Origin of the sequence: Methylobacterium iners (genome assembly GCF_022179305.1) — a bacterium.
Lineage (GTDB): Bacteria > Pseudomonadota > Alphaproteobacteria > Rhizobiales > Beijerinckiaceae > Methylobacterium > Methylobacterium iners.
In genome coordinates, this window is the sequence record NZ_BPQP01000139.1 from 1 (window position 1) to 2,506 (window position 2,506).

Here is a 2,506-nt window from a genome sequence, read left to right on the forward strand (position 1 = left end):
CCCCATACCGTGCCGTTGGAGGCATTGATGATGGGATGGAACGCCATCGTGAAATCGAACGGCAGCGCCTCACCGCCCTTGCATCCCTGACAGCCCACTCGGTCCATCGCAGCATCCTCGCCTCGACGCCGAACTCATCACGAATTTCTTCTCTTCCCGTAAACACACTAAAGCTTGCGATCTGCCTAACATATGTTGGGAAACAAGATAGCAGTTCTACGAACGCCGAATCGTGAGATTTCTACTAAATCATTACTTGGTCTGGAAACGCGGTTAAAGATATACCGACGTGACCGGTTGGCCTTGGACCGGGCTGATCGAGTGGATCAGCTAGGACCGGAGGTGTCGAGGATGAAGCAAGGACACAGACCGCGTGCGGAGCAGGCGGCGCTGACGCTGCGCCAGATCGAGGTGCAGACGACTCAGGGTAAGAGCATCGCGGTCGGCTTGTCACGTTGGGCTGCGGCCTGGCCTGTCGCGGCTGATCCAGCACCGTAGCTGGAGAGGATGAACGCGCCTTCCTACGCCGGTTACCGGTTCCCCAAGGCGTCATCCAGCGCGCTGTGTGTCAGCGGTGATGAGAAGTCCGCGCCTATATCCGCAGGATGGCCCGGGTCACCCCATCAGCCATCCCGCCGTGATGCGGTTATGCATTAAGGTCCTGGCCCTCATGGGCTGTGCTCCACGCTCTGCTCCGCTCCAGGTTCGCGTAGACCTCTTCGACAAAGCCAGCCGACGTGCCGTCGCTTGGTAGAAGGTCAGCTTAAATTTTGACGGGGTTGACCCTGCCTTGGTCCTGATGGGGGAGCATGGCATGATCCGCTCATGGACAACACCGATGAAGCCTGAGGCACCAGGAGCGGACCGACAACGACGGAGACGAGACCGGCGAGGGAAAGCGCGATCATCGGTGGGTGACCCATGCGGTTGCGACTGCGATGACCCTGAAATCGCGCCGCACCATCAATTCTGCCAAACCTCATACCACCATGCTAGCATGCCGTGAATGCATGCCATAACCTTGAAACTCCATCATTCATGCGCTGAGGCGACCCTTGTCTGGCCGGAGAGGCAGCGGCACGATTCTGCGGCTGAGCAGCATCTTGATCTGCTGCACCCACCCTTCCTCCTGATCCTGCCCAGCAATGCGCTAGGAAGTGTTCGCAGGACACAATGCTCGGCCGCTTTCCTCCTGCTGCAGTTATCGCCTTGCACATTGGGCTGCTTGGGCCGGGCATCGCTACTGCCCAGGACGAGCCGATTACCCTGGCCGACGACCCCTTTGAGATCACGGACCCGAACGCCACCCCCGTCGGCGAAGCGGTGTTCGCGATTGGCGGATCGTATGAGCGTGCGCCGAGCGGACGCGTGCGCAACACGTATGGAGCGGAGACTGAGATCGGCTTTGGGATCGCCCCGGATCTCGATCTCCGGATCGGCCAATCCGGTGCCTACGGCAACCTAGACATCGGCCGCAGGCTCGGCACGATCGCCTCTGGGCAATCTGAGGGCGTCGTGCGGGGTGGACGTGCCGAACTCGGCGGGGTGACGCAGCTTGGGAGCCTCTATCAGGTTAGCAGAGAACAAGGCGCCGCACCCGCCGTGGGACTGCTCGGGCGCGTGCGAGCGCTCTACGGGCCGGAGGGGACGGCCTATGAGACGGATGCAATTGCCTTGTTCGGAAAAACCCTCGTAGAGGGCGAGAGACCGCTGGGGATCAGCCTGAATGCTGGTCTGATCTCCCGCATCGATCCAGGGCCGAGCGACCGACCGCACCGCTATCTTGTCAACGTTTCGGTTGGACAGGCGATCTCGCGAGATACGGCCTTGGTGGCAAGCTATGCGCGCGAGCAGCAGGAGCGCGGGGACCAAGACTTTAGCCTAGCTCAGATAGGCCTGCGCCATCGCCTCCGGAGCCAGAAGGCCATCGTCGGCGTGGCGATTGGCTTTGGACTGAACCAGGACACGCCGCAATATCAGGTCGCGGTCGCTGTTCAGTGGGAGATCGGCGGCCAATGATCGACTAATAGAGGGCTCTGACCCACGCGGCAGTAAACCATGGCCACCGCGCGAACGCCTTCAACGATCACCTCAATCAGCCGGTTCTATAGGAGCTGCCAGGTACAGAAGGATGCGCGTCCATCCTCAGGCTTCGTCGAAGAACTCGACCTTGCCATCATCCAGATCGTAGCGCGCACCCACCACCCTCAGCTTGCCTGCTTTGATCGGGTCGACAAGCAGCGCCTCTGCCGTCCGCAGACGGTGCGCAGTCCGACGAACGTTCTCGCGAACCGCGTTGTCGAGCAGATCGCCGGACTGACCCTGCGCCTTCAGGACGGCTGGAACGATCGGCTCGATCATCTTGCCGATGCTGCCGGGGAAGGTGGCGTTCTCCTTCACCACGCTCACAGCGGCTTGCACGGCCCCGCACTTCTCGTGGCCGAGCACCACGATCAGCGGCACGCCGAGCTCGGCAACGCCGTACTCGATCGAGCCCATAGCGGCG

General features: G+C 61.4%; 2 protein-coding genes. One reads left to right on the forward strand and one right to left on the reverse strand.

Features of this window, described 5'->3' with window-relative positions; translation table 11 throughout:
• Window positions 1–1,173 precede the first annotated feature (1,173 nt).
• On the forward strand, window positions 1,174–2,019 hold the full coding sequence (locus MFF55_RS26090; RefSeq protein ID WP_238247092.1) for a hypothetical protein: 846 nt from the start codon (window positions 1,174–1,176) through the stop codon (window positions 2,017–2,019).
• Window positions 2,020–2,145: 126 nt separating this feature from the next.
• Here MFF55_RS26090 and MFF55_RS26095 read toward each other — a convergent pair.
• A partial coding sequence (locus MFF55_RS26095; protein ID WP_238247094.1) for a carbonic anhydrase occupies window positions 2,146–2,506 on the reverse strand: 361 nt, incomplete at its 5' end.

Bases quoted from the DNA above. Each gene is read 5' to 3' on its own strand.
- MFF55_RS26090 (WP_238247092.1), top strand. From the start codon at position 1,174: ATGCTCGGCCGCTTTCCTCCTGCTGCAGTTATCGCCTTGCACATTGGG.